The 26,187-nt window shown below is 38.7% G+C and carries 29 protein-coding genes, 1 pseudogene and 1 riboswitch; of the genes and pseudogenes, 17 read left to right on the top strand and 13 right to left on the bottom strand.

Annotated elements, in window-relative coordinates; translation table 11 throughout:
• Positions 1 to 128: 128 nt before the first annotated feature.
• From DTA23_RS23105 to DTA23_RS23090, 4 genes are all read left to right on the top strand, one after another.
• Positions 129 to 1,544 carry a glycoside hydrolase family 125 protein gene (locus DTA23_RS23105; RefSeq protein ID WP_070565595.1) on the top strand — a complete coding sequence of 472 codons (1,416 nt, stop codon included), beginning with the start codon at positions 129 to 131 and terminating at the stop codon, positions 1,542 to 1,544.
• A gap of 53 nt (positions 1,545 to 1,597) precedes the next feature.
• Positions 1,598 to 2,422 carry a glutamate racemase gene (murI, locus tag DTA23_RS23100; protein WP_070565597.1) on the top strand — a complete coding sequence of 275 codons (825 nt, stop codon included), beginning with the start codon at positions 1,598 to 1,600 and terminating at the stop codon, positions 2,420 to 2,422.
• A 71-nt stretch (positions 2,423 to 2,493) separates the two neighbouring features.
• Positions 2,494 to 2,739: a hypothetical protein gene (locus DTA23_RS23095; protein ID WP_046674482.1), complete on the top strand. Its 246-nt coding sequence runs from the start codon at positions 2,494 to 2,496 to the stop codon at positions 2,737 to 2,739.
• A 153-nt stretch (positions 2,740 to 2,892) separates the two neighbouring features.
• Complete coding sequence (locus DTA23_RS23090; protein ID WP_070565599.1) at positions 2,893 to 4,146, top strand: PQQ-dependent sugar dehydrogenase; 1,254 nt, start codon at positions 2,893 to 2,895, stop codon at positions 4,144 to 4,146.
• A 432-nt stretch (positions 4,147 to 4,578) separates the two neighbouring features.
• Here the strand turns inward: DTA23_RS23090 and DTA23_RS27275 are convergent, their stop codons facing one another.
• From DTA23_RS27275 to dnaB, 3 genes are all read right to left on the bottom strand, one after another.
• Positions 4,579 to 4,725: a hypothetical protein gene (locus DTA23_RS27275; protein WP_172462499.1), complete on the bottom strand. Its 147-nt coding sequence runs from the start codon at positions 4,723 to 4,725 to the stop codon at positions 4,579 to 4,581.
• Positions 4,726 to 4,751: 26 nt separating this feature from the next.
• Positions 4,752 to 5,225: a 23S rRNA (pseudouridine(1915)-N(3))-methyltransferase RlmH gene (gene rlmH, locus DTA23_RS23085; protein WP_070565601.1), complete on the bottom strand. Its 474-nt coding sequence runs from the start codon at positions 5,223 to 5,225 to the stop codon at positions 4,752 to 4,754.
• Positions 5,226 to 5,637: 412 nt separating this feature from the next.
• On the bottom strand, positions 5,638 to 7,248 hold the full coding sequence (gene dnaB / locus DTA23_RS23080) for a replicative DNA helicase (protein ID WP_370445164.1): 1,611 nt from the start codon (positions 7,246 to 7,248) through the stop codon (positions 5,638 to 5,640).
• Positions 7,249 to 7,632: 384 nt separating this feature from the next.
• On the opposite strand from dnaB, the gene ubiE reads away from it, so the two are divergent.
• The 6 genes from ubiE (at position 7,633) to DTA23_RS23050 (ending at position 11,931) form a co-directional block, all read left to right on the top strand.
• On the top strand, positions 7,633 to 8,373 hold the full coding sequence (gene ubiE, locus DTA23_RS23075; RefSeq protein ID WP_112376154.1) for a bifunctional demethylmenaquinone methyltransferase/2-methoxy-6-polyprenyl-1,4-benzoquinol methylase UbiE: 741 nt from the start codon (positions 7,633 to 7,635) through the stop codon (positions 8,371 to 8,373).
• A gap of 66 nt (positions 8,374 to 8,439) precedes the next feature.
• Positions 8,440 to 9,201, top strand: coding sequence for an SDR family oxidoreductase (locus DTA23_RS23070; RefSeq protein WP_070565627.1), 762 nt, complete (start codon positions 8,440 to 8,442; stop codon positions 9,199 to 9,201).
• Positions 9,202 to 9,211: 10 nt separating this feature from the next.
• Positions 9,212 to 9,661, top strand: a complete 450-nt coding sequence (locus DTA23_RS23065) for a GatB/YqeY domain-containing protein (protein WP_070565629.1) — start codon at positions 9,212 to 9,214, stop codon at positions 9,659 to 9,661.
• 36 nt (positions 9,662 to 9,697) lie between these two features.
• Positions 9,698 to 10,201 (top strand): GNAT family N-acetyltransferase, encoded by a 504-nt coding sequence (locus tag DTA23_RS23060; RefSeq protein ID WP_236560229.1) that lies wholly within the window; start codon positions 9,698 to 9,700, stop codon positions 10,199 to 10,201.
• A gap of 11 nt (positions 10,202 to 10,212) precedes the next feature.
• Positions 10,213 to 10,587 (top strand): DUF423 domain-containing protein, encoded by a 375-nt coding sequence (locus tag DTA23_RS23055; protein ID WP_070565633.1) that lies wholly within the window; start codon positions 10,213 to 10,215, stop codon positions 10,585 to 10,587.
• A 6-nt stretch (positions 10,588 to 10,593) separates the two neighbouring features.
• A riboswitch (Fluoride riboswitch) is annotated at positions 10,594 to 10,656 on the top strand.
• A 36-nt stretch (positions 10,657 to 10,692) separates the two neighbouring features.
• Complete coding sequence (locus tag DTA23_RS23050; protein WP_070565635.1) at positions 10,693 to 11,931, top strand: voltage-gated chloride channel family protein; 1,239 nt, start codon at positions 10,693 to 10,695, stop codon at positions 11,929 to 11,931.
• 138 nt (positions 11,932 to 12,069) lie between these two features.
• Here DTA23_RS23050 and DTA23_RS29765 read toward each other — a convergent pair whose 3' ends face one another.
• The 5 genes from DTA23_RS29765 to DTA23_RS23030 form a co-directional block, all read right to left on the bottom strand.
• Positions 12,070 to 12,507: a magnesium transporter gene (locus DTA23_RS29765; RefSeq protein ID WP_256604630.1), complete on the bottom strand. Its 438-nt coding sequence runs from the start codon at positions 12,505 to 12,507 to the stop codon at positions 12,070 to 12,072.
• Positions 12,492 to 13,385 carry a magnesium transporter gene (locus tag DTA23_RS23045; protein ID WP_256604629.1) on the bottom strand — a complete coding sequence of 298 codons (894 nt, stop codon included), beginning with the start codon at positions 13,383 to 13,385 and terminating at the stop codon, positions 12,492 to 12,494. The genes DTA23_RS29765 and DTA23_RS23045 overlap by 16 nt, the downstream gene beginning before the upstream one ends.
• Positions 13,386 to 13,556: 171 nt before the next feature.
• A complete protein-coding gene (pepE, locus tag DTA23_RS23040; RefSeq protein WP_070565639.1) occupies positions 13,557 to 14,267 on the bottom strand; it encodes a dipeptidase PepE in 711 nt (236 codons plus the stop codon).
• Positions 14,268 to 14,354: 87 nt separating this feature from the next.
• Positions 14,355 to 14,531 (bottom strand): type II toxin-antitoxin system antitoxin, encoded by a 177-nt coding sequence (locus DTA23_RS23035; protein WP_070565641.1) that lies wholly within the window; start codon positions 14,529 to 14,531, stop codon positions 14,355 to 14,357.
• A gap of 10 nt (positions 14,532 to 14,541) precedes the next feature.
• Positions 14,542 to 15,240 (bottom strand): SPFH domain-containing protein, encoded by a 699-nt coding sequence (locus tag DTA23_RS23030; RefSeq protein WP_256604628.1) that lies wholly within the window; start codon positions 15,238 to 15,240, stop codon positions 14,542 to 14,544.
• Between the two features lie 259 nt (positions 15,241 to 15,499).
• Here DTA23_RS23030 and DTA23_RS29760 point away from each other — a divergent pair, with 259 nt between their 5' ends.
• From DTA23_RS29760 to DTA23_RS23000, 7 genes and pseudogenes are all read left to right on the top strand, one after another.
• The gene (locus DTA23_RS29760) at positions 15,500 to 15,631 is read left to right on the top strand and encodes a hypothetical protein (protein ID WP_256604627.1); all 132 of its coding nucleotides are present in this window, start codon (positions 15,500 to 15,502) and stop codon (positions 15,629 to 15,631) included.
• Positions 15,621 to 15,947, top strand: coding sequence for a uracil-DNA glycosylase family protein (locus DTA23_RS23025; RefSeq protein WP_112376152.1), 327 nt, complete (start codon positions 15,621 to 15,623; stop codon positions 15,945 to 15,947). The genes DTA23_RS29760 and DTA23_RS23025 overlap by 11 nt, the downstream gene beginning before the upstream one ends.
• An 85-nt stretch (positions 15,948 to 16,032) precedes the next feature.
• A pseudogene (locus DTA23_RS23020) lies at positions 16,033 to 17,211 on the top strand (AIR synthase related protein).
• Between the two features lie 63 nt (positions 17,212 to 17,274).
• Positions 17,275 to 17,712, top strand: a complete 438-nt coding sequence (locus tag DTA23_RS23015) for an ATP-dependent zinc protease family protein (protein ID WP_070565649.1) — start codon at positions 17,275 to 17,277, stop codon at positions 17,710 to 17,712.
• 57 nt (positions 17,713 to 17,769) lie between these two features.
• Positions 17,770 to 18,705: a 30S ribosomal protein S6--L-glutamate ligase gene (gene rimK / locus DTA23_RS23010; protein ID WP_070565651.1), complete on the top strand. Its 936-nt coding sequence runs from the start codon at positions 17,770 to 17,772 to the stop codon at positions 18,703 to 18,705.
• A 159-nt stretch (positions 18,706 to 18,864) separates the two neighbouring features.
• A complete protein-coding gene (locus DTA23_RS23005; protein WP_112376151.1) occupies positions 18,865 to 21,345 on the top strand; it encodes a DUF3857 domain-containing protein in 2,481 nt (826 codons plus the stop codon).
• Positions 21,311 to 21,607, top strand: a complete 297-nt coding sequence (locus DTA23_RS23000) for a hypothetical protein (protein WP_112376150.1) — start codon at positions 21,311 to 21,313, stop codon at positions 21,605 to 21,607. Before DTA23_RS23005 ends, DTA23_RS23000 begins: the two co-directional genes overlap by 35 nt.
• 70 nt (positions 21,608 to 21,677) lie before the next feature.
• Here the strand turns inward: DTA23_RS23000 and DTA23_RS22995 are convergent, their stop codons facing one another.
• The 5 genes from DTA23_RS22995 to thrS form a co-directional block, all read right to left on the bottom strand.
• Entirely contained in the window at positions 21,678 to 22,127 is a 450-nt protein-coding gene (locus DTA23_RS22995; protein WP_112376149.1) for a DUF3060 domain-containing protein, read from the bottom strand.
• Between the two features lie 252 nt (positions 22,128 to 22,379).
• Entirely contained in the window at positions 22,380 to 22,724 is a 345-nt protein-coding gene (gene rplT, locus DTA23_RS22990) for a 50S ribosomal protein L20 (protein WP_046674462.1), read from the bottom strand.
• Positions 22,725 to 22,822: 98 nt separating this feature from the next.
• Positions 22,823 to 23,023 (bottom strand): 50S ribosomal protein L35, encoded by a 201-nt coding sequence (rpmI, locus tag DTA23_RS22985; protein WP_002993964.1) that lies wholly within the window; start codon positions 23,021 to 23,023, stop codon positions 22,823 to 22,825.
• A gap of 39 nt (positions 23,024 to 23,062) precedes the next feature.
• On the bottom strand, positions 23,063 to 23,623 hold the full coding sequence (gene infC / locus DTA23_RS22980; RefSeq protein ID WP_075993338.1) for a translation initiation factor IF-3: 561 nt from the start codon (positions 23,621 to 23,623) through the stop codon (positions 23,063 to 23,065).
• An 11-nt stretch (positions 23,624 to 23,634) separates the two neighbouring features.
• On the bottom strand, positions 23,635 to 25,560 hold the full coding sequence (gene thrS, locus DTA23_RS22975; RefSeq protein WP_112376148.1) for a threonine--tRNA ligase: 1,926 nt from the start codon (positions 25,558 to 25,560) through the stop codon (positions 23,635 to 23,637).
• Between the last annotated feature and the right edge of the window lie 627 nt (positions 25,561 to 26,187).

Below are 26,187 nucleotides of genomic sequence, written 5' to 3'. Positions count from 1 at the left end.
TGACTTTATTCCTATGTTCAGTCAATTTTATAATGCTAAATCGTATTTGCTATTCCTTTTATTCAAAAATATTTATATCTTGCATTTTAGTAAATAACCTTATAACATAAAAATCAGTCCTAGCAAGCATGAAACGCAGAACATTTATCCAAAACGCAAGCCTGTTAACCGCGGGTGCACTTACAAGCAAATTTTCATTTGCTCAAGAACATTCTTTTCCCACTGTACGAACAAGTAAAGAGAAAAGACTTTTCTCGAGCAAGGTCATCGAAGATGCAATTGTAGAATTTCAGAAAAATGTTAAAAATAAGGAACTGGCTTGGTTATTTAACAACTGCTTTCCTAATACCTTAGATACTACCGTATTTCCCTATGTTCAAAACGGAAGAAATTATACCTATGTAATTACAGGGGACATTGATGCCATGTGGTTGCGTGACAGCAGTGCACAGGTATGGCCATACCTTCCTTTTATGAAAAAGGACAAAAAACTACAGGATCTTATTGTTGGCTTAATCCAAAAGCAGAGTAAATGTATCAATATTGATCCCTATGCCAATGCATTTTATAACGATCCGACCAAAAAAGGCGAATGGTTCAGTGATCACACAAATATGAAACCTGGAATCCATGAACGAAAATGGGAAATCGATTCATTGTGTTATCCAATTCGATTAGCTTATCATTATTGGAAAGAAACGAATGACAATAGCCCGTTTAATGAAGAATGGTTAGAAGCGCAACATAAAATATATCAGACTTTTGTTGAGCAACAGCGTAAAGATAGTCTAGGCCCGTACAAATTCGAACGTACAACCTCCAGAGGCTCCGATACATTACAAGTAGATGGCTACGGATATCCTGTAAATCCAGTTGGTTTGATCTGCTCCAGTTTTCGACCGTCAGACGATTCTACCATTTTCTCCTTTCTTATTCCGTCCAATTTATTTGCGATCGTTAGCCTTAGACAATCTGCCGAAATTTTGAAAAAGGTTAAAAATGAACATGAACTAGCTGTCAAAATGGAAGCTCTTGCGAATGAGGTCGAAACAGCAGTCAATACATATGGTATCATCGACCATCCGACACTAGGCCGGATATATGCCTTTGAAGTAGACGGTTTTTCGAGCCATCTTATGATGGATGATGCAAATATTCCGAGTTTATTGGCTCTACCTTATTTAGGGGCTGTCGATCTAAATAACGAAGTTTATCAACGTACACGTAACTTTGTTTTGTCTGATAAAAATCCATTCTTTTTTAAGGGAACAGCAGCAGAAGGTATTGGCGGACCTCACATAGGAAGAGATATGATCTGGCCGATGTCCATTATTATGCGAGCGCAAACTTCGACAAATGATGACGAGATTCGCAATTGCATCAAAACGCTGGTCAATACGCATGGCGGAACTGGATTTATGCATGAGTCTTTTCATAAAAACGATCCTAAAAAATTCACAAGACATTGGTTTGCTTGGACAAATACATTATTTGGCGAATTAATTTGGAAAATATACAAAGAGAAACCATCTTTGCTTCAATAAAGCTGAAACTTGTAACACAATGTTATAAGTGGAAGAGCTTATAACATTGTGTTATGGATAACTTATCAAAACCAGGTCCGATTGGCATTTTTGATTCCGGTTACGGAGGACTCTCCGTATTTAAGGAAATTCAACATCTTTTACCTCAGTACGATTATATCTATTTAGGGGACAATGCTCGGGTCCCTTATGGTACACGGTCTTTTGAAACCGTTTATAACTATACCAAACAATGTGTTTTTAAACTTTTTGATCTAGGCTGTAACCTTGTTATTCTGGCATGTAATACAGCTTCAGCAAAAGCATTAAGAACCATACAACAACATGATCTACCGCCGGGAAAGAGAGTCCTCGGCGTCATCAGACCCACTACCGAAATTGTACACAATTTTACGAAAACTAATAAGATCGGGATTTTAGCTACTACGGGAACGGTAAAATCTGAATCCTATAAAATAGAAATACATAAATTTAATCCAGAAATAGAAGTTTTTCAACATGACTGTCCTTTTTGGGTCCCTTTAGTAGAAAATAACGAAATCAATACAGAAGGCGCTCATTACTTTGTAGAAAAAGATATACGGGAACTTTTACAACAGTCCGATCAGATCGACGCTATTGTGCTTGCCTGTACCCACTATCCATTATTGCTGCCCGTAATCAAAAAATATACACCAAGCAATATCAATATCATTTCTCAGGGTCCAATTGTTGCAAATAGCTTAAGGGACTATCTCCATCGTCATCAGGAGATTGAAACTATTTGTTCCCAAAATGGACAATTGGCCTTCTATACGACAGATGATCCAAGAGACTTTGAAAGTAAAGCAAAAATATTTTTTGGAAAGCCAATAGCCGCAAGCCACATCAGTGTTTAACAAATAAAAGGCAATGATTTTTAAAACTTTTACTCCCTGGTCTTCGTTATGTTGATAAAAAGGCTAGTACAATGAAAAAGAACTTTATAACCATTGCTTACAATCAGGATACACAACATTGTGAATCCAAAGAATTTTCAAGTATTCAGGAAAGTGCAGATTATTTTAAAACTTTCGAGACATCTGCCCAGCCTAACTATGTACCGGTGTGTATCTACAATTTAAACACAAACACGATTCTAGATATAAGTGATTATTATGTAAACAAGGAAACTGAACTCCACCGAATCGTAAAACACTGCCTGGCGGAAAAATAACTCTTTTAATATTTAAAATCTATTGGCTGGCTAGCATCCTCCCTTTCTTATTAATAGAGTTATATATTTATATTATTACATTCTATAAAATAATATTTCATTAATTTTTAATATCTTCAAGCAGATAATCAGACCAAAAACAAGTCACAGATAATGAAAACCAAACTGACAATAAGCCTCTTAACAGTATCTTTAGGATTAACCGCATGTAATTCCAACCATGCGAATTCAAATTCGAGTTCGGATAGCAGCGCAAACGCTGCAACTGACACAACAAGTTACCCTCCGGTAGAAACACAGAAGGCAAACACAAATTATAAACCAGCATTTGCCGGACAAACGAGAATTCAGGGTGCAAAGACAAGCACGCCGTTCGAAGGTAAAGTAATTGCTGAGGGATTAAAATCTCCGTGGGGCATAACTGCGCTGCCTGATGGCCGATTATTAATCTCAGAAAAAGAGGGGAATTTTCGCATTGCAACGGCGGACGGTAAATTAAGTGACCCAATAAAAGGTTTACCTCAAGTCAATAGCAGTGGGCAAGGTGGACTTCTGGGATTACGTCTTGATCCAAAATTCGAATCAAACCGTATGATTTATTGGGTTTTCTCTGATAATACCGCTGCTGGGACGTTGACGGCTGTTGCAAAAGGAAAACTGTCTGCAGACGAGAAATCGATAGAAGGTGCCAAGGTGATCTATCAAGCTACTCCGGCTCATAAAGGAAATCTGCACTATGGTGGTCGTATTATCTTTGATAAAGAAGGAAATATTATTTTGAGTACGGGTGAAAGATCTGATTTGGTTACAAGACCATTGGCACAAGATCTTAATGCAGCATTGGGCAAGATCTTACGCATCACCACTGAGGGACAGCCTGCTCCAGGAAATCCATTTATAGGCAAGCCAAATGTCCGTCCGGAAATTTACAGTTATGGACACCGCAATCCTCAAGGGCTTGCCTTAAATCCGGAAACCGGCGATCTTTGGGAAACCGAATTTGGTCCACGGGGCGGCGACGAGCTGAACCGAATTGAAGCTGGCAAGAATTATGGATGGCCAACGATTACGTATGGTATAGAGTATAAAGGCGATAAAGTTGGCGCGGGTATACAACAAAAAGACGGTCTGGAACAACCTGTCTATTATTGGGATCCGGTCCTCTCTCCTAGTGGAATTACATTCTATACCGGACAGAATATTCCAGAATGGAAGAATAATCTCTTTATTTGCGGTTTGAGCAGCATGCACATTGCCAGAATTATACTGAAGGATAACAAGGTGGTTGGAGAAGAGCGTCTATTAGGTAGTGAAGGACAACGATTTAGAGATATCACGCAGGGAAAAGATGGCGCGCTGTACGCTATCACAGATATCGGAAAATTATATAAAATTGATAAAAAATAAATTCCTTGATTCGACGCAGCCCCTCTCAAATGGGCTGCGTTTTATTTTGACTTGGCCCTCAAAAACACACTTTCAACTACTTTTATTGACCTTATTTTCTATATTTCTTTTCGAACATGACAAATATCATAGTTTGGCTCGATTATTGATCATCTATTAGCGAATCAATAAATTATTATATGGTAAAAAAAGAAAAAATGAAAAAATTATTAGAAATTAATCCCTTGTCATTCTATATGACCAACTGGGGATTCGTAAACAACACCGCCCCAAAAAGAACGCGCAAAACCTGCCAATCTTCTCCCAAAAATTAAGCGTTCTTGCTTAAACAATTCAATTAAAATTTATTAAAATCATCTGCTGATATCCTCCATACGGATATTAAGTAAGAGATTTATTTCTTTTACTAAATCCGTATGGAAAGACATTAAGCTATGCGAAAAAATAGGCCAATAAGATCACGATAATAATACAAGCAATCATAATGTATTTATTCAATTGGCTATTTTTCTCTCCTTCGTCACTTTTATAGTGATAATCTCGTTTGTTGGGCAAATTCATAAGCTTGTTTTTATTCATGATGAAGTTACGGACTTTTTTCCATATTATTCGTGATGATAAGGCTCCCCCTTCATGATGGAAAAAGCACGATAAAGCTGCTCTGTAAAAAACAAACGAATCATTTGGTGCGAAAACGTCATCTTCGATAAAGCGATTTTTGATTTTGCCCGATCGTAAATCTTTTGGTCAAACCCATAGGGGCCTCCTATAATAAATACCAAATGCTGAACACTTTGTACCATCATTTTTTCCAAATAAGCTGAAAACTCCAAGGAGCGAAATTCTTTTCCATGTTCGTCTAGCAGAACTACTAGATCTTGTGGTTGTAGCTGTTTCAAAATCAGCAAAGCCTCTTTATCTTTTTGCTGTTCAGCAGAAAGATTCTTGACATTCTTGATATCGGGAATAACGACAATACTGAAGTTCACATAAAACTTTAATCGCTTAATGTACTTTTCAATACCTTCAATTAGGTATTTGTCATCCGTCTTACCTATACAAAGTAATGTTATTTTCATCGAAATATATTATTTGTTTTTGCTATCAATAGCCAAATAAAAGCTAACTTGCTCGATCCAAAATAATGAATATCCATTAGCTTCCTGTCATTGTCGAAAAACTGTTCACCAACTTTTGTCTAAGACCTGTTATACTAAGTCTAAAAGCTACCATTCTAATAAACCCAAAGGCGCACAAAGTTCCGATTTTATTTAAAATAAAAACAATCAAAACGACAAAAAAACATTAACCCCATTTGTTCATTTAGTTTTAAAACATTTATTTTTGCGTACCCCCTTAATACATCACGTTGAAAATGGATAATAACCTTGTTTTACTAGCGAAAACAAGCCGGACGCGGTAAACGAAAAAACCGAATTTAAATCATTCGGTTTTTTCTGTTATTTAGGAATACTTATGTAAAATTAACCACTAAAATGGCGCATCATCAGGCATATCGTTCATTCGGGAGGGCATAGTAATACCTCCACTAAAACCTCCAGCACTAAAATCATCTGCAAAGTTTGGCGACGGATTCAAGGCCGAAGCAGAAAATGTAGCCGGCGCATCACCGAATCCATCTCCACCACCCATACCCGAAAACTCATCTTCTAAATCCACAAACTTCACAAATTTACCCACAAAGCGAAGTGGAACAATTCCGGTCTCACCATTACGGTGTTTTGCAATAATAACTTCACCGACACCGGCAGTAGGACGTCCCTCTTCATCTTCTGTCAAACCATAATATTCAGGTCGATATAAGAAAAGAACCATATCAGCATCCTGTTCAATAGAACCAGACTCCCGTAAATCGGACAACATAGGACGCTTACTATTGCCCGGTCTTGACTCTACTGCACGGCTCAATTGCGACAATGCAAGCACGGGGATATTTAATTCCTTAGCTACAGACTTCAACGCGCGCGAAATACTACCAATCTCTTGTTCCCGGTTACCCCCGCCTTTACCGTCTGCTTTACCGTGCATTAACTGCAAGTAATCGACGATCACCATTTGGATATCGTATTGTGCTTTTAGACGCCTACATTTTGCTCTAAATTCGAACACGTTCAACGCCGGCGTATCATCAATAATAATAGGCGCATCAGTTAATCGACCAATTCTCGAATGTAATTGTTGCCATTCATGATCAGCAAGATTTCCTTTTTTCAATTTCTCTTGCTCAATTTCGGTTTCACCAGCGATTAGACGATTGACGAGCTGAACAGATGACATCTCCAGCGAGAATACGGCGACTGCTTTACCGTGTTCCACAGCGGCATTACGCGCGACAGAAAGTACAAATGCAGTTTTTCCCATCGCTGGACGTGCTGCAATAATAACAAGATCAGAAGGCTGCCAACCTGAAGTCATACGATCCAAGGCTGTTAAACCCGAAGGCACACCTGTTAGACCATCTGTGCGATCCCGGAGCATTTCAAGATTAGAAATCGCCTCACGCATAATATCATCCATCTTTCTTGAATCTCTTCGCAAGTTATTTTGCGCGATATCAAACAAGCTTTTTTCGGCATGATCCAAAAGATCGAAGATATCTGATGTTTCATCATATGAACTATTGATAATTTCGGTAGAAACCTTAATAAGCTCACGCTGAATATATTTTTGAGAAATAATACGGGCATGATACTCAATATTAGCTGCAGAAACCACGCGATCTGTCAATTGCGTAATATAGTAGGCACCGCCGACCATTTCAAGAGCCCCCATCCGTCTAAGTTCCGAGGTAACTGTCAATATATCAATTGGAGAAGTCTTTTGAAAGAGGCCAAAAATCGCTTCAAAGATCTTTTGATGTGATTCTTTGTAAAACGATTCCGGTTTTAGAATATCAATAATTTCACTCAGTGCATTTTTCTCCAGCATCAAAGCCCCCAAAACAGCTTCTTCAAGGTCCACTGCCTGCGGCGGAAGCTTACCCAAACCGCTCACCAAATTATTTAATTTGGTACGACGTTCGCCATAATTACCCCGTTTGTTATTATCCGTGTTATTCGCTTCAAAATTACTGTCGTTCATCATGATATTATATCAGAAATATAGCTTTGCTATCCTTATAAATTTTAGATAGGATAACAAATGTATAAAAAATAAAATTCACCACCATGAGGATTTACAAACAGGGAAATTCGACGATCAGATCCGAACCCTCAAAAAGCTTTGATGGACACAGATTTACAGGATTAGTTTTCAACACCTACTGTTGAAAAGATGTTGAAAATAAAAATTTACCACTCAAAATCAATACTTTAAAAAATGTTAATAACTTAAACTATTGTGAATAAGCAAAATGGTCAAAAACAAATCAATATCCTCCACTACCATCAAAATAAACTGACTTTGATATGAAAACAAATCCCTTTTTTAGCACCGAAAAATATTCATATATTGTATCTTTGTAAAATGACGCACGATTCCTCAACACTAAAGCCCTACAAAGACACCAACGATGGGAAGAAGAAACAGGTAGCAGATATGTTTGACAATATCTCGCATTCCTATGATTTTTTGAACCATTTCATGTCTTTGGGTATTGACATTATATGGCGTAAAAAAGCCATCAATTCCTTAAAGTCCATAAAACCGCAACTGATGTTGGATGTAGCGACAGGAACTGGTGATTTTGCACTGGAATCAATTAAAATCTTGAATCCAAAAAAGATTATTGGTGTCGATATCTCCCAAGGCATGCTTGAAGTCGCCAAGAAAAAGATTGCAAGCAAGGGATTAGCGAATCAATTTGAAGTTCAGTTAGGAGATTCTGAGCGGCTTCAATTCGAAGATAATACCTTCGACGCAGTTACTGTAGCATTTGGTGTCCGCAATTTTGAAAATCTGGAAAAGGGCTTATCGGATATATACCGCGTATTAAAGCCTGGTGGGAAAGCTGTTATTTTAGAATTTTCTAATCCGAAAAAGTTCCCCATTAAACAATTGTATAATTTTTATTTCAAGTTTATCACACCAACCATTGGAAAATTCTTTTCAAAAGATTCCAGTGCATATGAATATTTACCGGAATCCGTTGCTCAATTTCCGGACGGCCAAAAGTTCGTGGCCATAAACAAAAAAGCTGGTTTTAATGAAACCATTGTTAGACCACAGACGTTTGGCATCTGTACCATCTATATTGCTACAAAATAGGGTGACCGAGGCGCTTTTTTTTAGGGAAAATCTGATTAAATTTTAAATACCAACTAGTTACAATATATGACTAAAACAGTTTTTATTACAGGAGCAAGTTCCGGCATCGGTCAGGCTTGTGCCGAAGTTTTAGCGAAAGAGGGGTATAATCTTTTACTTTGCGCGCGCAGGTTAAACCGTTTAGAAACATTAAGAGATACACTACTTGCGGCCTACCCGACTATTCAGATCCATATATTTGAGCTCGATGTCCGAGATGCTAAGCAAGTTGCAAACCAAATTGGAGGTTTGCCCCCCGAATGGAAAAAAATAAATATTCTCATCAACAATGCTGGGTTGAGCCAGGGATTAGATCCTATTCAAGATGGTGATATCGGCGATTGGGACAGAATGATTGATACCAATATCAAAGGCTTATTGTATGTAAGTAAAGCTGTGATACCCCTTATGGATACCGACAACGGCGCTCATATTGTTAATTTAGGATCTATTGCAGGGAAAGAGGTGTATCCGAATGGAAATGTATACTGTGCGACCAAACATGCTGTCGACGCATTGACTAAAGCGATGCGTATTGATTTGCTAACGCAAGGCATTAAGGTAACCTCCATCGATCCCGGAATGGTAGAGACAGAGTTTTCGGAAGTTCGTTTTCATGGAGATCGAGAAAGAGCTAAAAATGTTTACAATGGTGTACAACCTCTAACAGGGAAAGATATTGCGGAAACGATCCTTTTCGTCATTACCAGACCAGCACATGTTAATATCAACGATCTCTTAATCATGCCTACAGCGCAGGCCACAGGCACACTTGTCAATCGAAAATAATTCAAATATCATGTCATTAGAAATACAAATAAATCAAGACATTAAGGCAGCAATGATCGCAAAAGACACGGCAAAATTACGTGGTTTACGTGCGATTAAAGCAGCTATCCTCTTAGCGAAAACAGAAAAAGGTCATGCAGAAGATCTTAGCCAGGAGGCGGAGATTAAAGTGTTACAAAAACTTGTCAAACAACGTCGCGAATCTGCTGAAATTTATAAGACGCAAAACCGTGAAGATCTGTATGAAATTGAAGTTGAGGAAGAAAAAGTAATCGAGGCTTACCTACCCAAACAGTTAAGCAAAGAAGAAGTTGAAACCATTGTCAAAGCAATTATCGTAGAAACAGGAGCTTCTTCCATTAAAGATATGGGTAAAGTAATGGGTGCAACAAATCAAAAGCTTGCAGGACAAGCTGATGGCAAAACAATCTCTGAAGTCGTTAAAAGTCTTCTCGCATAAAAGTTTTCAAATCACTCGAGTCAAATTAAATCGGGTATGTCTTCCCTGATATATCGATTTAATTTGACTCTTTTTTTTATTTTAATGATGGATTTTCAGTGGAACCTCAAGAAGTTTGATGAACTCAACAATAAAGAACTGTATCGTATCTTAAAGCTTCGAATGGAAGTTTTTGTTTTGGAACAAGAATGCTTATATCCTGAATTGGACGATAAGGACTTTGCTTGTCTCCATCTTTGGGCGGAACACAATGATGATATCATTGCATACACGAGATTAGTTCCCCCTGGTCTCTCCTATCCGCAGGCTTCCATCGGTCGGGTCATTGTCGCTGAGCAAGCTCGCGGAACCGGTTTGAGTCAACAATTAATGATTCATTCCATCGAATCTCTCTATAAAGAATTTGGTGAAGGCGAGATACAAATAGGCGCACAATTTCATTTAAAATCCTTTTATGAAAAATTAGGGTTTAAACAAATCTCCGAGCCCTACCCTGATTACGGAATCCTTCATATTGATATGATTAAACCCACAATTTAGTAAATTCAGGCATGCAAAACGTTGTCATCATCACGGCCGCTCTATTTGGCAGCCTCGCTATTATCCTAGGTGCATTTGGAGCCCATGCGTTCAAAAAAATCCTATCCGCTGAAAAACTGGAATCCTTTGAGGTCGGCGTGCGATATCAAATGTATGCTGCACTAACCCTATTGATTCTAGGATTCAATTTTCGGTTTGAGCTTCAGTCTGAACGAGTGGCATTTTATCTGATCACACTAGGAACTATTTTATTCTCTGTAAGTATATATTTTCTATCGTTTGCTGAATACTGGAAAAAGAATCTAAAGTTTCTTGGCCCAATTACCCCGCTCGGCGGATTGCTTATGATCGCAGGCTGGGTTGCTGTTATCGTTCGTTTTTTGTAGATTTGAAATAAATATGGCAATGATGTCTGCCCTGAACCGCCCTGATAAGCTGATGACGTCTACTATTTTAGTATAAAACAACAATTTTATATAAAGTGTAGACTTATGGCTATAACACATTCAAATCAAAGCAATCTTCATTTTTTTCTTAAATGGCTTATCTCCTGTAGTGCGATAGGTTTCATTGTCGGATCTGTTTGTGCGTTTTTTCTCTTTTCCCTCAATTGGGTAACGCAGTACCGGGAGGCTCATCCTTGGATAATTTATGGACTTCCCCTAGCAGGATTTGCCATAGCATTGCCCTATAAGTATTGGGGCGATCCATCAAGCAAAGGAAATAACCTGCTGATTGAAGAATACCTTCATCCTCAACGCCGCATTCCGCTTATCATGGCGCCTCTTGTCTTATTCGGAACTTTACTTACACATCTGTTTGGGGGTTCTGCAGGCCGTGAAGGAACTGCTGTACAGATAGGTGGAGCAGTTTCCGATCAGCTTAATCGCTGGTTTGACTTCGATAAAACTGAACGCCGCATCTTAATTTCGATCGGCATCACTGCAGGATTTGCCGCTGTGTTTGGCACCCCGCTCGCCGGAACGATATTCGGCCTGGAAGTCCTACTGATTGGCAAAAAAAGATATTTCGGCATCCTACCCTGTTTATTTACCGCCTATTTTGCGAACTTCAGCTGTCAATTATGGAATATTCCACACAGCCATTATCCAATTCATGATGTTATTCCAATGCTGTCCTTGACCAATATTGGATTTAGCCTCGCCGCAGGTATTCTATTCGGTATTACAGCATGGCTTTTTACATCTGCCAGCGATTTCTTTAGCCTTCAATTCAAACGAATTAAATATCCTCTGCTTAGACCAGTGATTGGCGGTATTATTTTGGTACCTATCATTACGTTATTCCATAGCAGTAACTATATTGGACTTGGTATCCCCATGATTCAGAACGCATTTGTCGATCAGTCGAACTATTATGATTTTATTATCAAATTACTTTTGACGACTTTCACCCTTTCGGCCGGGTTTAAAGGCGGAGAAGTCACCCCCTTATTTTTTATCGGGGCAACCTTAGGTAGTGCATTAAGCACCATTATTCCACTTCCCGTCAGCCTGCTGGCTGCCATGGGCTTTGTAGCCGTATTTTCAGGCGCTACAAACACCCCGCTCGCCTGTATTGTAATGGGTTATGAATTATTTGGGATTCAACCTATTTTATTTATAGCAATAGCGTGTATAGTCGCTTTTTTATTTTCCGGAAAAAAAGGAATTTATATCGCGCAAAAAGGCGGTTTAAAGGAAAAATTATACCGCAGGCTAAATTTATAAACAAGCAATACGCTTTCAGCTTCTTTGTCTATCTCCTTGTGTTCCATTATGGACTACTTCAAATAAACACAAGATCGGACAAAAAAACATGCTAAAAAGAAGAGTGCAGATTACAAGAATGGATAGATGACATCTGAACTACAGTAGTTTTCCGTGCAGAAAGAATGCTGCAACAGTAAAATAGATAATCAATCCGGAGACATCCACCAACGTTGCAACAAACGGCGCTGATGCTGTCGCTGGATCCAAACCGAACCGACGTAGGATAAATGGAATAAACGATCCCGACAAAGTTCCCCATAAAACAATAAACAATAAGGAAACCGCAACCGTAAAGCCAATTGAAATCCAATAAGGACCATAGTCATATAGACCAAGAAAATGCCAGGCCAATATCCGTAGAAATCCGATCGAACCTAATATCCCACCTAAAATTAAACCGGAAGAAACTTCGCGCTTCATCACATACCACCAATCTTTAAGCTTTAACTCTCCGAGCGCCATGGCACGAATAATTAAAGATGCCGCCTGCGACCCCGAATTACCTCCACTGGATATAATTAAAGGAACAAACAAAGCAAGCACAACCGCTTTTTCCAATTCCCCTCAAAAAAGCCCATTGCTGAGGCTGTAAGCATTTCGCTAAAAAACAAAATGATTAACCAGCCAGCTCTTTTTTGAATCAATTGCAACAAGGGGGTTTTGGTATAAGCCAGATCCAATTCTTCCATCCCTCCAAATCGCTGGATATCTTCTGTATCGCGATCTTCAATTCGGTCCAACACATCATCAAATGTCACAATTCCAACCAACACCCCTGCTTCTGTAACGATAGGCAAAGCACTGCGGTCATATTTTTGAAAAGTCTCGAAGGCCTCTTCCATGGGTGTAGAGGCTTTAATCGCGGCAAAATTGTAGTCAATTAAGTCGGAAATCTTAGTAGAAGAATCCGATAGTAGTAATTGACCAATTTTCAAGTCATCGATCAATACGTTTTTCTCATCAACTACATAAATAAAATTGAGCGTTTCAGCTTTCCTTCCAAAAACTTTAATATGCCGAAAGACATCATCAACAGTATAATAAGGACGAACTTGCACATACATTGGTGTCATAAGTCGGGCTATACTATCCTCTTTATATCCGATCAGCTCCAAAGCCATTTGCTTCTCGCGCTCATTCAATAGATTGATCAGATATTTAATCAGATCATCCGGCAATTCCGACAATAATTCATTCCGGGTATCCGGCTTCAAATTATTCAGCAATTCGGACAGCTCATGCTCCGTCATGGATTTGATCAACGTATATTGAACATCCATTTCAAAAAAAGAAAAGATCTCCAATCTATCCTCCAAAGGATAGTCCATAAACTCTTGATGTTGCTCCCCTTTACTTAAACGCGATATTTCTTCCGCGATATCGGCCGGGTGTAATGCTGAATTTTGTTCCATTGGAAGAAAATTTTAATGGATTTAGCGCAAAAGTAGCTTATTTTGTATTATTTTCAACAATCTGAAAAACTATTTTTTCCAATGGGAATTAGGGCCAGCTTTTCATAAAATCGTCTACCACTGTGCTGAACGGTCCATTTGACGTTCCTTGCCCATTAACTTTACAATAGCTTAAAAATTAATTAATCCAGGTGCTAGCTCTACAGGTTCAAGCCCCGCCTTAAACAACCGTGCTTTTAAACCACCTTGCAGTACAATGGTCCCGTCATTTACGTGTAGCCAGCTACCTTCACGCAAGCCTATAACAGGTTGGCTGTTCAATTGATGAAATTCCTGAATTCGCGTTTCCCTCGTCTCTCCTTTATGTGTAGAATTTGGATCTGGATCCAAATAATGTGGATTGATATTAAAAGGTAAGAAACCAAGTGCGTTAAAACTAGGCGGATAAACAATAGGCATATCATTCGTGGTTCCAATTGTTAATCCGGTCAAATTGGACCCCGCGGATGTGCCCACATATGGAATCCCCTTTGCTACTTGTACGCGCAGTTGCGGAACCAAATCCAGATCATACAGCGTTTTTAAGAGTAAAAATGTATTTCCTCCACCAATAAAAATAGCTTTAGCATCCTGAATAGCCTTCTTCATATTGTCAAACTCATGGAGCCCCCTAACCGTCACGCCCTCATCTTTCAGGGCATCTTGTACCTTAGCGGTATAAGCATCAAAGGAAATTCCTGAAGGTCTCGCAAAAGGGACAAACAGCAATTCGTCTGACTGAATAAATTCGACAAAATCGTGCTTAATATAAGCTAAAAACTCACTCCCATGGATCGTGCTTGTACTTACGACCAATAACTTGTACGCTGGATTAATCTTCATCTTCTATCGTTAAAACATTAAATAAAAAGTACCTTTGGCTTTATTAATTGCGAGGCCAAAGGTACAGTTTTCGTTCCTTACTATAGGCTATTTCTTATCAGCAGGCTTTTTTTCTGCACCCAATCTTTTATTTTCTTGCAGTGCCTTATGTAAAAGATATTCTATCTGCCCATTAACACTTCTAAACTCATCTGCAGCCCATTTTTCCAATGCTTTGTACATTTGGTCGTCTAAGCGTAGCATAAAGTTTTTCTTATCCGCCATTTCATTTCGTTTATTGGTACAAAGTACCTGTATTTACAATTGGTGTCGCTGCTTTCTCTCCACAGAGTACAACCATTAAATTGCTGACCATTGCTGCTTTTTTCTCGTTATCCAACTCTACAATATCTTTCTCAGACAATTTATGCAAGGCCATTTCCACCATCCCAACTGCACCATCTACGATCTTTGCCCTTGCGGCCACAATTGCTGCCGCCTGTTGTCTTTGAAGCATCGCACCAGCGATTTCTGACGCGTAGGCCAAATGGCTGATTCTTGCTTCCTTAATAATAACGCCAGCTGGCGCCAAACGATCCGACAATTCTTGTTCAAGAATATGATTTACGGTATCCCCACCTTCACGCAAGGTGATCTCCGCTCCTTCATCTTCCAAGTTATCGTAAGGAAAGCTTCCGGCCAAATGTCTTACTGCTGCTTCACTCTGCGTGCGTACATAAGATGTGTAGTTACTGACATCATAAGCAGCTTTATACGTGTCACCCACTTGCCACACGATCACTGCCCCAATCTCAATTGGGTTTCCCATCTTGTCATTTACTTTCAGTGTCTGTCCCTGTAAGTTATCCGAACGAAGACTTACTTTAATCGTTGAATACAACGGATTGACAAAAAACAATCCATTTTCCTTAACGGTACCTACATATTTTCCGAAGAAATTCAGCACACGTGAATGATTTGGATTAATAATCATCAATCCCTTTAAAATAAAAAAGTAGCAATCATTAATACCACTCCCAATACAACATACAGCGAACTTTCTTCTACACTCGCAAATGAAAATATAGCTGCCACAAACGAGACAACAGCTATCAATAAAGCTAAATAGCCCTGACATTGGTTTAATTAGTTTTCCATAATTGTTAATATATATTTGATATCATTTTAATATCATAAAAATACTACAATAATTTTCATATTTCAAAGGAAATCTAAAATTGCTATTTTTGATCATGCGCAAAAAATCCTTTCTACCCTTAGTCAATTCGACGACAGAAATACTCATCCTTGGCTCGTTGCCCGGAGATAATCTCTGGCAGAAAATGAATATTATGCACATCCACAAAATCGCTTTTGGAAAGTAATCACCAATTTGTTCAATGCACCGGAACAAACAAATTATACGGAGAAGATAGATTTATACTCAAAAACAACATTGGTCTTTGGGATGTTTGTGCAGAAGCCTCTCGTCCCGGCAGTATGGATTTAGCCATACAAAATGAAGTTCCGAATCCGATTGACGATCTGCTGCAAACCTTTCCCACATCACACAAATTATTTTTAACGACAAAAAGCGTACAGTTTGTATTTAAAGCATTTCAACAAACGAGAAGACATTATGTACAGATGCTTACCCAGCACAAGTCCGGCCAATGCGAAAAAGTAATCTCGAAAATCTAATTCAACATTGGCGCATAATAATAAGTGATTAAATTACACGAATTAGGTTCTTTAATTCAGTCCTATTGCTTATTTTTGCCCTAAGATGTCAGATTTAAATACCAATCAACGAGGCGTATCCGCAGGGAAAGAGGATGTGCACATGCGATAAAAAATATAGATAAGGGTCTGTTTCCCAAAGCATTTTGCAAAATAATTCCAGATATTTTGGGTGGAGATCCAGACTGGTGTAATATTATGCATGCGGATGGTGCTGGTACCAAATCTTCATTGGCTTATGTATACTGGAAGGAAACCGGTGATATTTCAGTGTGGAAAGGTATAGCACAGGATGCAATTATCATGAATATTGACGACTTGCTTTGCGTGGGAGCCATCGATAACATTCTTTTATCCTCAACGATTGGCAGAAATAAAAATCTTATTCCTGGAGAGGTGATCGCAGAAATCATCAATGGCACAGAAGAGATTCTATCTGAACTTCGGGATTTGGGAATTGGCATCTATTCTACAGGAGGTGAAACGGCCGACGTTGGCGACCTTGTTCGCACCATCATTGTTGATAGTACGGTGACCTGTCGTATGAAACGTGAAGACGTCATTTCAAATCATCGCATCAAAGGTGGCAATGTAATTGTTGGATTGGCATCGAATGGAAAAGCAACCTATGAACAGACGTACAATGGCGGAATGGGTTCCAATGGACTAACTTCTGCACGTCATGATGTATTTAACAAAAAAGTAGCTGAAAAATATCCTGAAGCGTATGATCCAGCTGTTCCTTACGAACTAGTTTTCGCTGGAAGCCCAGGACCTCACCAATGAAATCGAAGTTGAAACAGGAGAAAAAATAACTGCGGGTAAGCTTGTTCTTTCGGCGACGCGTACTTATGCGCCTGTTATCAAACAAATACTGGACAAGTATCGTTCACAAATCGACGGAATGGTGCATTGCTCAGGTGGAGCGCAAACAAAGGTTTTACACTTCGTTGATAATGTGCATGTCATCAAAGATAATCTTTTCCCGATCCCACCTCTTTTTGAATTAATACAGAAAGAATCCAATACAGACTGGAAAGAAATGTACAAAGTATTTAATATGGGACATCGTATGGAATTATATGTACCGGAATCAATTGCATCGGATATCATTGCTATTTCAGAGTCGTTTGGCATTCCGGCTCAAATCATAGGTCGCGTGGAAGAATCTACTGCTAAAAAAGTTACTATAACCTCTCCTTACGGAGAATTTATCTACGAATAAAAGATTTTCATCCCTGTCCCCTGCTTATACAGGCGACAGGGCTATTTTTTCAATTTGGTATAAATGAAAGAGAAACTTCTTGTGGGCTGGAAAGAGACCCTTGATTTACCTGAATTGGGAATATATGGTATAGAAGCAAAAGTCGATACCGGTGCTGCTTCATCGGTACTACATTGCAATTCGTACGAGATCGTTAAGGAAGATGGTCAGGATTGGATTATCTGTGAACTTATAACAAATTTTGGGACAAAAGAAACAAAAACACTGAAGTTAAAACTCTATAGGACAAAACTAGTGAAAAGTTCTTTTGGCCAAGAAGAAAAGCGTTACTATATCCGCACAACAGCAACATTATATAACCAGGTATTTAGCATTAAGATCTCCTTTAGAAATAGATCACAAATGACCTATCCTATGCTGTTGGGTAAAAATTTCTTAAACAAAAGATTTTTGGTCGATGTTTCCAAAGAAAATCTGTCGACGAAGACCCTGGTAAAATAAAACAATTAGCCAAGCTATTTTGTTATCTTAGCACAAAATATATTCAATATACAAACCGTGAAAATTGCCGTATTATCGACAGTAAAGAGTTTATACTCAACTCGTCGTCTCGTAGAAGCCGCACAACAAAGAGGACACGAATGTGTTGTCATCGATCACAGCAAATGTTATGTAGGCATTCAACAAGGTAAACCCAGTATTCATTATAAAGGACAGGATCTCAGTGATATTGATGCCATTATTCCCCGGATAGGAGCATCGGTAACATTCTATGGATCTGCTATCGTTAGACAATTTGAGGTGATGGATGTCATTTCCGCGAATCCCAGTCAAGCCATTACGCGTTCCCGAGACAAATTGAGATGCCTACAGATTTTATCCGGGGCAGGTATCGGACTCCCGATTACAGGATTTGCACGCACAGCCTCCGATGTGGACGATCTCATCAGTATGGTAGGTGGTGCTCCTTTAGTCATTAAACTACTCGAGGGAACCCAAGGTATCGGTGTTGTACTTGCCGAAACCAAAAAAGCGGCCTCTTCTGTTATAGAAGCGTTCTACGGCCTGGGCAATAACATCCTGATCCAAGAGTTCATCAAAGAGTCTAAAGGCTCTGATATTCGTGCATTCGTGGTTGACGGCAAAGTTGTTGGAGCGATGAAACGCACGGCGAAAGAGGGTGAGTTTAGATCAAATATCCATCGGGGTGGCACCGCTCAGATTATCCGGTTAAGTAAAGCTGAAAGAGAAACAGCAATTGCGGCTGCGGCACAGCTAGGACTTACGGTTTGTGGTGTAGATATGATTCCTTCTGACAGAGGCCCTTTAGTACTGGAAGTAAACTCATCTCCTGGTTTGGAAGGCATCGAGAAAGCGACAAAAAAAGATATTGCCTCAGAAATTATACAATATATTGAGAGACAATATGAAGCAAAGCAAGCTCAAATGCCTAAAGTCGTTAAGAAAAAGAAAAAAAGAGAAAGTAAATTATAAAATTACCGGATTAGCAACTAAAAGGGTTGTTCGTATATACGGACAACCCTTTTAGTTGCTAGATAACCTAGACTCAACTAAGGCCGAATTTCCAATACTCCTTAAATTCGCCTACCGTTGCTTCCAATTTTTACTTATCTTAGGCTAAATTATGAATTAATGAAAAGATTTAGCCATCTTCTATTTGCCTTTGTACTCGTACTAGCTGCATTTTCCTGGTCTTTTAGCCAAACAACTATCCAAAAGACGGCATCGCCAACTTGGCTCCGGCCCACTACAAAAAAGGCCATAAAGCCAAATTTGGATGATATTAGTGATGGATATTACTATGAGCTAATCGAACATCAAATAAACTTGGCTACCCAAACAAAATATTATAAGGACATAAAAGTTCTATTTGATCAGACTGGAATCGAAAATCTGGGGCAAATTCAGGTAACCTTTGACCCGCATTTTCAAAAACTTCAACTACATGAGCTAAAGGTTATTCGCAACGGCAAGGATATTAATCTACTACCGCAAGCAAAATTTAAGCTCCTTGCCTCCGAAACAGAGCTTTCGAGATCTATCTACAACGGAAGTCAAATGGCCCATTATGTTTTGGAGGATTTACGTAAAGACGACAAGATTGTATTTGCTTATTCAATAATAGGTGTAAACCCAGTATTTGAACAGAAATTTTTCGACAGCTACTACTTACAGGGATATGAACCTACAGGTCTGGTCCATCTCAACTATATTGTACCCAATGGTCGCAAACTTCAGTTTAAGAGTTTCAATGGCGCTCCTGAGGTGCAGCAACAGTCAACAGGAAATACAACAAATTTCTTCTGGGAGCTGACGGCGGACAAAACGGTTCAATACGAAGATTATAGCCCGTCATGGTACAACCCTTTAAAATATATCCAATGCTCGGAATTCAATACCTGGCAGGAAGTTGATCAATGGAACCGTAAAATTAATCCTATTCCACAAATAGCAACGACAAATACACTTCAAGCCTTCGTCAATCAACTTTGGAAAGAGTCCAACGGGCAACCCTATGCGTACCTGAAAAAGGCCTGCGACTTTGTACAAAATGAGATACGCTATATGGGTATTGAGATGGGAGAATATTCGCACCGGGCAAATGTTCCAGAAAAAGTATTTTCCCAGCGCTACGGCGATTGTAAAGATAAATCAATGCTGCTGGCCACAATGCTCAAAAACAAGAATATTGATGCAGGACTCGTATTAGCCAATACCTATAAGAATAGAGGCCTACAGGAAGAACTCCCCTCACCTTATGCTTTCAACCATATGGTTATTGAAGTTAATATTGGTGGACGGTCCCAATATATTGATCCAACCATAACTAATCAGGGTGGAGATATCAAAAATAGGTATTTCCCAGCTTATGGAAAAGTACTCTCGACTATGGGTAGTGGAAAGCTTACAGACGTACCGCAGCATGTTACCGGTAATATTAAAGTCAAGGAAACCTTGACAATGGAAGGCAAATTTGAGGCTACCCTGGATGTCCACACAACTTATGTTGGAAATGAAGCGGACGATATGCGTACTTATATTCAAAGTAGTGCAAAAAATGACATACAGAAGCAATACTTGGAGTATTATGCCAAGATCTATCCGAAGATCAATAAAATTGGTCAAATACAATACAAAGATGATCTGGAGAACAATATTGTGGAGATCATCGAAAAGTATAAAATAAAAAACATTGGAAAGACAGAAAGCGGATCTACTAAAAAATATATTCCTTTGTTGGGAACAAATATAAATGACAAGCTTCCAGAGATTATGGAGGATCGTATTGCTCCCCTAAGCCTTTCTTTTCCAACAGATCTAACCTACGAAATGTATATCGTCAACAAAGGGAAAAAGGAATTTGGCAATTATAGAGACAATAGTTATTTCGACCGCACTGCGTATGTTTTCGGCAAAACACTGGAAGTAGAACAGGATAGTATTAAGGTTGCATACACGTTAAGTTTCCACGAACCCTTTGTCGAACAAAAAGACCTGAAACAGTATTATACAGATTTTGCAGATCGTGATCATATCTTTTATAATGGTTTCTATCTTGACAATGATGGATATGTAACAGATGGGATACCTAATCTGAATACGCCGGCATCAGCGAAAGACATTAATTGGTTTGTTCTGATCCTAGTCGTTCTTCTGGTGCCAGCTGTCATCTGGTATATTGTTAAAAAGTATAATAAGACCAAAGCTTTTATCATCAAACCTTATGACGAGATTTATTACGATCAGATTGGCGGATGGATGATCGTACTGCTTATTGTCCTTTTTATAAATATATTCACCTTATCCGGTATATTTTTCTTCCAACAGCCCTCCTTTAATTTATATACTTGGCAAGCGGTAGATCAGATGGAAGGTGTTTCCCCCGTTCTATACAGAACTTTACTATTATTTGAAATAATCTGTAATATATTTATGCTGGCTGGTTTGATTTATAGCTGTATCTTGCTGATCAAGAAACGGGATATTTTCGCTCAGACCTTCTTTATCGTTGCACTATTTATGGCCGTATTCTGTACTATTGATGGAATTGTATCCCATTTTATGTTCAAAAGTTATTTTGAAAAAAACAGAGGATCTGTTCACACATTATAAAGATGCTTTAAAATCGATTTTCTTTTTCTGTATTTGGGGAACTTATGTCTATAAATCGGAACGCGTAAAGGGTACCTGTGTTCGCCCATATCAGAACGATGGGATTATTCAGAAGGCGGCGACAGGGCATCCTTTTGATCAAGATTTTCTAAAGCCTTATTCAATGATGAAACAAGGAGAAAACGAAGCTGGAGCGGAATTTCAATCCCAGGGGGATACAGTTGCTCGCAGTCATCCCGAGGACGATCAAGACAAACCGTAGCTACCATTTTCATAAAAAAGGGTTCTGTAAATAATATACACAACCCTTTTTTATGGAAATCTGATTTACATTATTTCATTTTCATCACCATATTATCCGCGCCTTCAGTAGACACTTTTACCTGACCAGACTTGTTCTTCGTAGACTTATAATGGACATGGTTTTTGACTCCCTCAATCTGAACGGTCTCTACTGAACCAATATTGACCATATTGTCTGCTCCCTCTATCGTTACCGTTGCGATGTCATTGCCTGTTACTGTATTCCCCTTCCCCTCAATAATCAATTTACTTACATTGCCACGGATTACAACTTTATTGTCAGCACCTTCTATTTGTACAATCTCCCCCCCTTTGGCCTCTATCGTACGATTATTGTTCACCCCTTCAATTGAGATAACTTTTCCCTGCTGATTAACCACATCGTTCGTTAGAGCCTTCGAAACTGGCTCTTTGGCCGCCATCACCAAACTTCCGATCAAAAGAAGTGAAAATCCAAATGTAATTGTTCTTAGTTTCATAATGTTATGTTTTCTACAGATCAACAAAAATCAAACCTAATTTCAAATCTAAAAGAGCTATAAGTTGTAATATACAGCGTCACTTGCATCAAGAGTATAATTGGGGAGTAAGAACTAAAATGAAACATAGCATTGAATTGGGTTTACCTGGCACATAACGTCCCAAAAAAGATACAGTAACCGTCATAACAAAAAAAGGAGCCTTTTAGGCTCCTTTAATATCTCTAACAAATTGACAGCGGATTAAAAACTCTATTTTACTGCGTCTACAACTGCTTTGAAAGCTTCTGGGTTATTTAAAGCTAAGTCAGCTAAAACCTTACGGTTCAAACCAATGTTTTTAGCGTTTAATTTACCGATCAATTGGGAATAAGAAATTCCGTGTTGACGAGCTCCAGCGTTGATACGTTGAATCCATAAAGCTCTAAACTCGCGTTTTTTGGTTTTACGATCGCGGTAAGCGTATTGTAAACCTTTTTCTACTGTATTTTTAGCAATAGTATAAACTTTGCTACGTGATCCAAAGTAACCTTTTGCAAGGCCTAGGATTTTTTTGCGTCTTCTTCTAGAAGCTACTGCGTTAACCGAACGTGGCATATTTTTAAAATTAGTTTGGTAGAAGGTGTCATGTATTTCAATGAACTTACAACCTTATACCCGGTTAAAAAATTATTATTAATAAAATCGAATAAAACTTATTTACCGATAGCAAGCATACGTTTTACGTTGCCCATATCGCCATCAGATACATAACTTGTTTGTGTTAAGTTACGTTTACGTTTTGTGCTCTTTTTTGTCAAGATGTGGCTTTTGAAAGCGTTTTTTCTTGCAATTTTACCTGTTCCAGTCAATTTGAAACGTTTCTTTGCGCTGGAATTGGTTTTAACTTTTGGCATAATACTTATAAATTTTATATCAATCTGTTAGAATTCTTATTATTTTTTAGGAGCCTTTGGAGCTACTGTTAAAAACATGCGTTTACCTTCTAATTTCGGTAAAAGCTCTACTTTACCGTAATCCTCTAAAGCCTGAGCAAAGCGTAACAACAAGATTTCACCTTGATCCTTGTGTACAATAGCACGACCTTTGAAGTGTACATAAGCACGAACTTTCTCTCCACTTTCAAGAAACTTAATCGCATGCTTCAATTTGAACTCAAAATCATGCTCACCAGAGTTAGGTCCGAAACGAATTTCTTTAATAACAGTCTGTTTTGCATTAGCTTTGATTTCCTTTTGTTTCTTCTTCTGTTCGTAAACAAACTTACTGTAGTCGATAATCTTACAAACCGGCGGTACAGCATTTGGCGAAATCTCCACTAAATCAAGTTCCAACTCATCAGCCAACTCTAACGCTTTGCGCGTAGGGAAAACTCCTTGCTCCACATTATCTCCTACCAAACGTACCTCAGGTACTTTGATTAACTCATTAATGCGGTGATCTGGTTCTTTCTTTCTCATTGGTGGTCTTGGACCACCGGGTCTTTTTAATGCCAAATGTTTAAAAATTAAACGGTTATTTCCTTAATTAATATATCTCTAAATGCCTCAGCAGTCATAGTTCCTAATTCCACTGAGCCATGTTTACGTACAGAAACTGTGCCATTTTCCACCTCTTTTTCCCCTACAATCAACATATAAGGAAGCTTTTTCACTTCGGCGTCTCTGATTTTTCTGCCCACTTTCTCGTCACGTAAGTCTATCAGTCCGCGAATATCGGAATTATTTAGCGAATTCAAAACATTTTGAGCATATTCTTCATATTTTTCTGACACTGGCAAGACGATAAATTGCTCAGGAGCAAGCCATAATGGGAATTGTCCAGCACAATGTTCGATCAATACAGCCACAAAACGTTCTAAAGATCCGAAGGGCGCACGGTGAATCATCACAGGGCGATGTTTCATGTTATCACTTCCCGTATATTCCAACTCAAAGCGCTCAGGCAAATTGTAATCCACCTGTATAGTACCCAACTGCCATTTACGACCTAAAGCATCCTTCACCATAAAATCCAATTTTGGACCATAGAAAGCCGCTTCACCATATTCTACGACTGTCGGCAAGCCTTTTTCCTCTGCAGCTTCAATAATTGCAGATTCAGCCAAAGCCCAGTTTTCGTCAGTACCAATATACTTCGTACGATTCTCAGGATCACGTAACGACACTTGTGCTGTATAATCATTAAAGCCTAAGGCTCCAAAAACATAAAGTACTAAATCGATTACCTTTTTGAATTCATCTTTAACCTGATCGGGACGACAAAATAAATGGGCATCATCCTGAGTAAATCCACGCACCCTTGTCAATCCGTGAAGCTCACCAGACTGTTCGTAACGATATACAGTACCAAACTCTGCAAATCGAACCGGTAAGTCCTTATACGAACGTGGTTTTACTTTATAAATTTCACAGTGATGCGGACAGTTCATTGGTTTTAACAAAAACTCTTCTCCTTCGATCGGAGTTTTTATCGGCTGAAATGAATCCGCGCCATATTTCTCATAGTGTCCAGAAGTCACATATAACTGCTTATGTCCGATATGCGGAGTAACAACAGGCTCATACCCTGAGTTTAACTGTGCTTTCTGTAAGAAGTCTATCAGCTTTTGACGTAATGCAGCACCTTTAGGCAACCAAAGAGGCAAACCTGCACCAACTTTTTCAGAAAAAGCAAAAAGTTCCAACTCTTTCCCCAGTTTACGGTGATCGCGTTTTTTCGCCTCTTCTATAAATTTCAAATATTCTGTAAGCTCCGATGCTTTAGGGAAAGTAACACCATAAATACGTGTCAACTGTTTGCGAGACTCATCACCTCTCCAGTAAGCACCGGCAACATTAGTCAATTTAATCGCTTTGATAAACCCAGTATTTGGAATATGAGGCCCACGACATAAATCTGTAAATTCCCCTTGAGTATAGAAAGTAATCTTTCCATCTTCCAAGTCTTTGATTAGATCTAGCTTATACTCATCTCCTTTTTCAGTAAAGTAAGCCAATGCATCCGATTTTGAAACAGCTTTACGTTCAAATGTTTCTTTCCGTTTAGCCAGCTCCAGCATCTTGTCTTCGATCGCTTTAAAGTCATCAGACGAGAATTCACGATCACCGAAATCAACATCGTAGTAAAATCCGGTTTCAATCGCGGGACCAATACCAAATTTAATCCCAGGATACAATGCCTCCAATGCCTCAGCCAATAAGTGGGCTGAAGAATGCCAAAAAGTGGATTTACCTTTGGTATCATTCCAGGTCAATAACTTGACAGTAGCGTCATTTTCAATAGCACGGGCAGAATCCCACACTTCACCATTAACTTCGGCAGCAAGGACGTTTCTTGCAAGCCCCTCCGAGATTGATAACGCAATCTCTGCAGCAGTGATCCCTTGTTGATACTCTCTTACGGAACCATCCGGTAGTGTAATTTTAATCATTTACAACTATGATCTTTAAATTGTTAAAAAATAGAAAACATAAAACAACATGTACAATTATGTTATTACACTTACGTTTTCAATAAATAAATTGTGACACAAATTTAGTAAAAATTCTGATAAAATAACAGGAGTTTAGCGCTATTCAACGCATTATACAGGTATAATTACTAGCCCCGCTCCCGACCTCTGTTCAAACAAACCGATTTCATCAGCTTTACATCCTCATCATTGCAGTTTAAAACGAATTGATAATCTGATCTTATTGATCAACAGCTCCTCTCTATTGTCCCCATGTACATCCCAACAATGAATGAAAATCAGGTTATATACTAACAGGGGTATAGCAAGGGGTTAACAGGGGTATAACAGGGGGTTAACAGGGGTAAATCCCTATTAACCCCTTGTTACACCCCTGTAAAAAGAGTATTGTTTCGCTGTTAATAGAAAACATCGTATAAACCTGATACCATAGTAGCGGTAAACAATGTGCTTTGCTTAAACATCAACCTAAAAATAAAAGGGATAAAACAGATTATTACCAGCAACTATATATAAAAAAAATGACAGGACAGCTACTTAAAAGCCACAGGACAAATTGAGCATCTCATTAATATTTGCTACCTT

It is taken from the genome of Sphingobacterium multivorum (assembly GCF_900457465.1).
GTDB lineage: Bacteria > Bacteroidota > Bacteroidia > Sphingobacteriales > Sphingobacteriaceae > Sphingobacterium > Sphingobacterium multivorum.
Note: the sequence above shows the minus strand (reverse complement) of the source record. Positions and strands in the feature narration are given on the sequence as shown.